The organism is Chitinophagales bacterium (assembly GCA_040877935.1).
Classification (GTDB): domain Bacteria; phylum Bacteroidota; class Bacteroidia; order Chitinophagales; family CAIOSU01; genus JBBDNB01.
Genome location: JBBDNB010000010.1, coordinates 1 through 7,299, shown reverse-complemented (window position 1 = coordinate 7,299; position 7,299 = coordinate 1). Strand labels below are relative to the sequence as shown.

General features: G+C 38.2%; 6 protein-coding genes. All 6 read right to left on the bottom strand.

All coding sequences use genetic code 11. The annotated features are described in order from the left end of the window. On the bottom strand, positions 1 to 1,238 hold a 1,238-nt coding region (gene rodA, locus WD048_02540; GenBank protein MEX0811066.1), incomplete at its 3' end, for a rod shape-determining protein RodA. Then, positions 1,235 to 3,058: a penicillin-binding protein 2 gene (gene mrdA, locus WD048_02535; protein MEX0811065.1), complete on the bottom strand. Its 1,824-nt coding sequence runs from the start codon at positions 3,056 to 3,058 to the stop codon at positions 1,235 to 1,237. The genes mrdA and rodA, both read right to left, overlap by 4 nt. Positions 3,059 to 3,060: 2 nt before the next feature. Beyond that, on the bottom strand, positions 3,061 to 3,567 hold the full coding sequence (gene mreD / locus WD048_02530) for a rod shape-determining protein MreD (protein MEX0811064.1): 507 nt from the start codon (positions 3,565 to 3,567) through the stop codon (positions 3,061 to 3,063). Then, on the bottom strand, positions 3,560 to 4,384 hold the full coding sequence (gene mreC, locus WD048_02525; protein ID MEX0811063.1) for a rod shape-determining protein MreC: 825 nt from the start codon (positions 4,382 to 4,384) through the stop codon (positions 3,560 to 3,562). Before mreC ends, mreD begins: the two co-directional genes overlap by 8 nt. A gap of 150 nt (positions 4,385 to 4,534) precedes the next feature. Beyond that, positions 4,535 to 5,557, bottom strand: coding sequence for a rod shape-determining protein (locus tag WD048_02520; GenBank protein ID MEX0811062.1), 1,023 nt, complete (start codon positions 5,555 to 5,557; stop codon positions 4,535 to 4,537). Positions 5,558 to 5,604: 47 nt separating this feature from the next. Continuing rightward, positions 5,605 to 7,122 (bottom strand): bifunctional phosphoribosylaminoimidazolecarboxamide formyltransferase/IMP cyclohydrolase, encoded by a 1,518-nt coding sequence (purH, locus tag WD048_02515; protein ID MEX0811061.1) that lies wholly within the window; start codon positions 7,120 to 7,122, stop codon positions 5,605 to 5,607. Between the last annotated feature and the right edge of the window lie 177 nt (positions 7,123 to 7,299).

Below are 7,299 nucleotides of genomic sequence, written 5' to 3'. Positions count from 1 at the left end.
TCGCTGTCTAATTTCAAAAGAATAAAAAGCAATATTGTAAAGGCCAAAATAGAAGAACCTCCATAACTGAAAAAGGGAAGAGGAATTCCAACTACAGGTGCCAGTCCAATGGTCATCCCAATATTAACATTCACATGAAAAAACAGAATAGAGGCCACGCCATAGCCATATATTCTTGTAAATGCGGAACGTTGTCGCTCTGCTATATATATGATCCTAAATAGGAGTAAAAAGAAAACAATTATCACAAAAGCACTGCCTATGAAACCATGTTCTTCACCAACGGTGCAGAAAATAAAATCGGTGGATTGCTCGGGAACAAAATTGTATTTGGTTTGAGTACCCTCCAGGTAGCCTTTGCCCGAAAAACCACCAGAGCCAATAGCAATCATAGACTGATTGACATTATAGCCACTTCCCTGGGGATCAAAATCTTTTCCCAACAATAGATTGATACGGTCTCTATGCCGATCTTTTAATACATTGTTGAAAATATAATCCAGTGTAAAAATATAGCCGGTGCACAGAATATAAGCCAGGCCTAAAAAATAGATCAGCTGCTTGTTTCTTCTGTTGAAGTATAAAACAAATACGGTAATGATCAGCAGTAGTGTCAATAAAATAAACTTGTTGAAAAGCAGACCCAAAATAGATAAGATAACAATACTCAGTAAGAAGATCATAAATGCAGAATGCAGTCCTTCACGATACAAAACCCATATAAATGCTGCAAATACAATGGTAGAACCCAGGTCATTTTGCATTAGAATTAATACTGCAGGCAAACCTAAAATTAGCGATGTAACAAGTTTACCTCTTAGTTGCTTAATAGAAACTCCCAGTGTAGAAAGAAATTTTGCCAGAGCCAGGCTGGTTGTGAATTTCGCAAATTCAGCAGGTTGAATAGAAAAGCCGCCTATCACAAACCAAGAGGTAGATCCTTTAATAGTGGAACCAAATACGAGCAAAGCAATTAATGACAGAATTGAAAGCCCATAAAAAACATAAGCAAAAGTGATGTAAAATTTACTGTCAATCAAGAGAATCAATAGTGCGAGGAATAGTGAAATGCCAATCCAAACCATTTGCTTGCCATGATTGGTAGAGAAATCAAAAATCTGGGTTTCTTCTCCACCATAACCAACAGCATAAATACTCAACCAGCCCATACTCACCAATGACAAGTAAAGCAATACTGTCAACCAGTCCAAATCCAATATGCCTCTACCCCTTCTCATTCTTCTTGTTTGATTAAATCAGCTTCCAACATTCTTTTTTCGAGCCATTTTCTTTTATCGGAAATAGTATCATTGAGATACTTTTCAATCATAAGACTCAATATAGGAGCTGCGTATGTTGAGCCATATCCAGAGTTTTCTACAATTACCCCAAGGGCTATTTTGGGATCTTCTCGAGGGGCAAAAGCGATAAATACAGAGTGATCTTTACCATGCGGATTTTCAACAGTCCCTGTTTTACCACAAATGGTAATCCCTTCAATTCTTGACATCCGTGCTGTACCTCCCTCTCCTTCCAAAACACCTTGCATCGCGTCCATTACAATATCAAAATACTGTGAATCAACTACAGTATGTCTTTTAGTGGTGTATAGCGTGTCTATAATTCCCGGCTCCGAAACACCCCTAATCATATGCGGCACATAATAAAAGCCTTTATTGGCAACAATAGCTGAAAGATTGGCCATTTGTAGAGGGGTCATTTCTACTTCTCCCTGGCCAATGCTAATGGAATAGATAGTACTAAACGCCCACCTGCCTTTGCCATAAATTCCATCATAATAATCAGATCCTGGTATATAGCCGCTGCGTGTATTGCCAAAATCAATAGGTAATTTTTGATCCAGACCAAAACTCACTACCATTTCTTTCCATTTATCCAATCCTATTCGTGAATCTTCAAAAGTTGATTCCGCAATATTTTGATTGATCATTTTTTTAAAAGCCAGGTAAAAATATTGATTGCTCGACTGTTTTATAGCTTCAAAAAGCGCATAATATCCCGGTGTCACATGATCCCCTATTTTACTGCCATCGCAATAGAAAGCAGTACTTGGTTTCAATACGCCCATTTGTTGCCCCACTAATGCCTGTATGATCTTAAAAATTGAACCGGGCATATAGCTCGACATTAAGGCTCTGTTGTACAATGGGTCAAGCGTGTCTTTTTGAAGTGCTTTAAAGGCTTCGCCCCGCTCTCTTCCCGTTAAAATATTTGGATTGTAATTCGGACTGCTTACCAATGCCAATACTTCACCACTCGCAGGTTCTATAGCAACAATGCTTCCTTTTTTATTTTGCATCAAACTTTCACCGTATTGCTGAAGTTTTATATCAAGTGTTGTGTATAGCTTTTCTCCTGAAACTGCAGTGGTATCGAAATTACCATCATTAAAAGGGCCTTTATCCCGATTCATCACATCTACCAGGATAAATTTTTTCCCCCTTTTACCCCTTAAGCTTTTTTCAAAATGTTTTTCCAGCCCGCTAATACCGATATAGTCACCTGATTTATAATACTTTTCTTTTTCTATCAAAGCTCTATTCACTTCGCCTGTATATCCCAGAATGTGTGCAGCAGAAGCATGGGGGTATTTACGCGTTGTTCTTATTTCTCCATAAAAACCAGGAAAATCAAAATTATGCTCTAAAAACTGTGTATAATCTTCAGCTGTTAATTGTTTTAAAAATATAGATGGCCTGTAACGCGAATATGCACTGATTTTTTGCATCCGCTTAATAAAATCTTCTTTTTCTATAGAAAGCAATCTGCAAAATTTCAATGTATCAAGGCTCCTCACCTGCTGTGGAATTACATATAGATCATAAACAGGATCATTTTGTACGATAAGGCGATCTTCCCTATCATAAATCAATCCTCGATTGGGATATAGTGTAATTTTTCGAATCACATTCTGACTGGCCAGGTCTTTATACGAATCGTCATAAATCTGTAGATAGAACAACTTTGCCAGAAAAGCTACAAGCACACTTACAAAAAAGAGCTGGATAAATATTTTTCTGTTTTTGTTCAGATCCACCTTTAAGTTCTAAGTTTATTTGGGGCAAAGAGTATAGCTGTAATTATAACCAATAAGGCTGAAAAGAAAGTACTTAGTATGATTTTTAACAGTGTATGGAAGAATTGATTGAAACTGAATACTTCCAGGAAAAAGTATAAAAAGTGGTGTAAAAAAATCAAAATCAGGCTGTAGTATAAAAACGATGTAAACCCAATACTTTTCACACTTAACATTTCTTCGGCATTGATATTAGATCGGGGCGAAAGCGATTTAAAAATAAAGGGGCGCATATATGCCAACCAGAGCATAGCAGCGGCATGCATTCCGGCAGTATTGCAGAAAAAATCCATAGCAAGTCCCACTGCAAAAGCATAAAACAAGATAGTAGTACGCGCTGTATTTAGTGGTAAGCTTAAAATGATGAGCGGATAGATGTATGGATTGATATACGCACTTAGCTCAAGATTATTGATGACCAATACTTGCATAATAAACAGGGCAATTAACTGGAGCAATTGTCTAATCATTGAGTGCTTCTAATTTCTTTTTTTCACTTTTAAATAAATAATTCACGACATACACATAGTGCAATCGGCTGAATTCAGTAAAGAGGTTTATTTTTATATCATAAAAATTACTTCCGTTGGGAATGCTGTAATCATCAACAATTCCAATTGGAACATCTTCAGGGAATACAGAGGAAAATCCACTGCTTAGTACGGTGTCTCCTTTCACAATATCCACATGGTTAGGTATTCCAATTAGTTCTGCCTGCCTGTTGCTGTATGCATTCCAGCTCACTGAGCCACTATAATTTGATCGTTTGATCTTGGCGCTGATGCGACAGTCTTTGTGCAAAACAGACATTACGGAAGCAAAATTTTCAGAAACATTGGTCACTATCCCCACTACACCTTTTGGACCAATTACGCCCATGTTTTTTTCTATTCCGTCTTTTCTGCCAATATCAAGGGTGATATAATTGTTGACCTTATCGGTACTGTTGTTGATCACTTTGGCGCTGATGTATTTATATATCTGTGGAGGATCAAACTCACAAATCTCTTTCTCAGGTTCAGGAATTCTGCCATGGGCATTGGGCAATTGAGAGTAAAGTCTTGCATTTTCTACCCGCAAACTGTCATTTACCCTTCCTAGGTACAAGTAAGAAATTGCATTGTCATAAGTTTTATAGACATTGCCGGTCACAAAATTCGCGCTGTTCAGAAAACTGCTGCGCTGATAGCTGTGAAAATTAATAACCAAAAAGAAGCAAAAGCCTTCCAAAAGCAGAAAAAGCAGGAATGTTCTGTATCTCTCAATAAATAGAAATAAGTTACGCATGCTTAATCAACTTAAAAATCACTCCTGCCATATTGTTAAATTATAATCTTTGATAAGCGCCTGAAAATAAGTTTTTCAGCAGGTTGAAATTGTATTCTATTATTTTTTCAGAAATCAGAATTTCATATCCGGAAGCATTAAGTTTCCGGCTTAAGCCATTAGGAATGAAAACTTCCCTATATTTTTCAATGCCTGACCTGTTCCTCTCACTACTGCTCTAAGCGGATCATCTGCAACATGTACCGGCAATTTTGTTTTTTGCGACAAACGCTTGTCAAGTCCTCTGATCAGAGCACCACCTCCTGTTAAGTACAGCCCGGTTTTATATATATCTGCTGCAAGTTCTGGAGGAGTATTTTCCAAGCCCCTTAGTACTGCCTCCTCAATTTTTGAGATGGATTTATCTATTGCATGCGCAATTTCCGAATAGGAAATATAAATTTGTTTGGGAATACCCGTCATCAAATCACGTCCGTTTACCGGGTAATCATCCGGTGGGTTTTCCAGTTCTGTGAGTGCCGAGCCAATATTTATCTTGATGTTTTCAGCTGTTCTTTCACCAATCATCATATTGTGCTGACGCCTCATAAAATCAATAATGTCAAGGGTAAATTCATCACCCGCAACCCTGATGGATTGGTCGCAGACAATTCCAGAAAGAGCAATTACAGCAATTTCAGTAGTTCCACCACCAATATCGATAATCATATTTCCCATCGGTTCTTCCACATCAATACCAATACCTATTGCCGCAGCCATCGGTTCATAAATCAAATAGACCTCGCGTGCTCCGGAATGTTCTGCCGAATCTTTTACAGCGCGTTTTTCTACTTCAGTAATTCCCGAAGGAATACAAATGACCATAGTGTATTGCGGAGAAATCAAAGGCGGTTTTTTGTAGATCATTTTGATCATTTCCTTGATCATATTTTCGGCAGCATTGAAATCTGCAATCACACCATCTTTCAGCGGACGCACTGTTTTAATATTTTCGTGGGTTTTCTCATGCATCTGCATGGCTTTCTTGCCCACGGCAATTACCTGGTTGGTTGTTCTGTCGATAGCTACAATAGACGGCTCATCAACTATAACTTTGCCATCGGCAATGATCAGCGTATTTGCTGTGCCCAAATCGATGGCTATTTCCTTATTAAAAAAATTGAATAATCCCATAATTTACTAAGCTACGACTTTATAAGAAAAATGTTTCTTTTTTTTGGTCAATGTTTAAAATGCCTTGTGCCTGTGAATACCATTGACAAGCCCTTTTCATCACAAGCATCAATAGATAATTGATCTTTTACCGATCCTCCCGGTTGAATCACGGATTTTATTCCGGCCTCGGCAGCAATTTCCACACAATCAGGAAAAGGGAAAAACGCATCGGAAGCCATTACGGCACCCGAAAGATCAAAGCCAAAGGCCTCTGCTTTGTGAATGGCCTGTTTGAGCGCATCTACCCTGGAGGTTTGCCCACAGCCCATTGAAAGCAACTGACTTCCTTTTGCCAGCACAATGGTGTTGGATTTCAAATGCTTCACCAAAATATTTGCAAACAACAAATCATCTACCTGCACTTGGTTGGGAGATAATTTGGTGACTGTTTTTAGGTCGGCTTCTGTTTCTCTTTTCACATCATAGTCTTGAACCAACATGCCATTCAAGCAAGATTTTACCTGCCTTTTGTAATTTACTTTTTGCTTTTGCTTCAGTACTATTCTGTTTTTCTTGGCTGTTAAAAGCTCAAGTGCTTCCGGCTCATAATCTGGCGCAATCAGTACTTCAAAAAACAATTTGCTGATTTCCTCGGCAGTCGCCACATCTACTTTTCTATTGCAGGACAAAATTCCGCCAAATGCAGAAACAGGATCACCTGCCAATGCATCTTTCCATGCCTCTAAAAGTGTACCTCTTGTGGCCACGCCACAGGCATTGGTATGTTTGATAACTACAAATGTGGTGTCGTTAAATTCCTGAATCAATGCCAATGCAGCATCAATATCCACCAAATTATTGTAGGAGAGTTCCTTGCCGTTTAATTTTTCAAACAAAGCATCCAATTCGCCAAAGTACAAACCTTGCTGATGTGGGTTTTCCCCATAGCGCAATACCTTGGCATTGTCCATGCTCAGCTTCAATTTATGGCCTTGCTCATTATCGCTGAAATAATTGAAAATTGCAGTATCGTAATGCGAGCTGATATCAAAAGCGGATTTGGCAAATGATTTTCTTTCATCAATAGAACTGCCTCCATCATTATTATCCAAAACCTCGAGCAAATTGGCATATTCACTTCTGGATGCAACTACCAATACATCCTTGAAATTTTTGGCCGCTGCACGAATCAATGAAATGCCGCCAATATCTATTTTCTCAATAATTTCCTGCTCTGTTCCCCCGGCAGCAACAGTTTGCTCAAAAGGATATAAATCCACAATGACCAAATCAATTTCAGGGATTTCGTATTCTTCCAATACTTCCACATCCGCTTGATTGTCCCTGCGGGAAAGAATGCCGCCAAATACTTTTGGGTGTAAAGTTTTTACCCTTCCGCCCAAAATACTGGGGTAACTGGTCAATTCTTCAACAGGCAAAACCTTTGCACCTTGTTTTTCAATAAAACTTTGTGTTCCTCCTGTCGAATATATTCTAATATTCAAATTCTTTAGCTGCTCAATTACAGGCTCTAATCCGTCTTTATGAAAAACAGATATAAGCGCAGATTTAATTTTTTTCAAGGGATATTATTTTTTGTTGTCAAAATATTTACAAAAGTACCAAAAAGCTGATTAGCAGAGGAGGGAAAGCAATAAAGAAGTGTGAATAAGATGAAATAGTTGTTGGGACCTCTTACTGATTTTATTTAGTGTCTGGTCGAAAAGCACCATAAATCTAAGATTCCATTAATTTTTCAA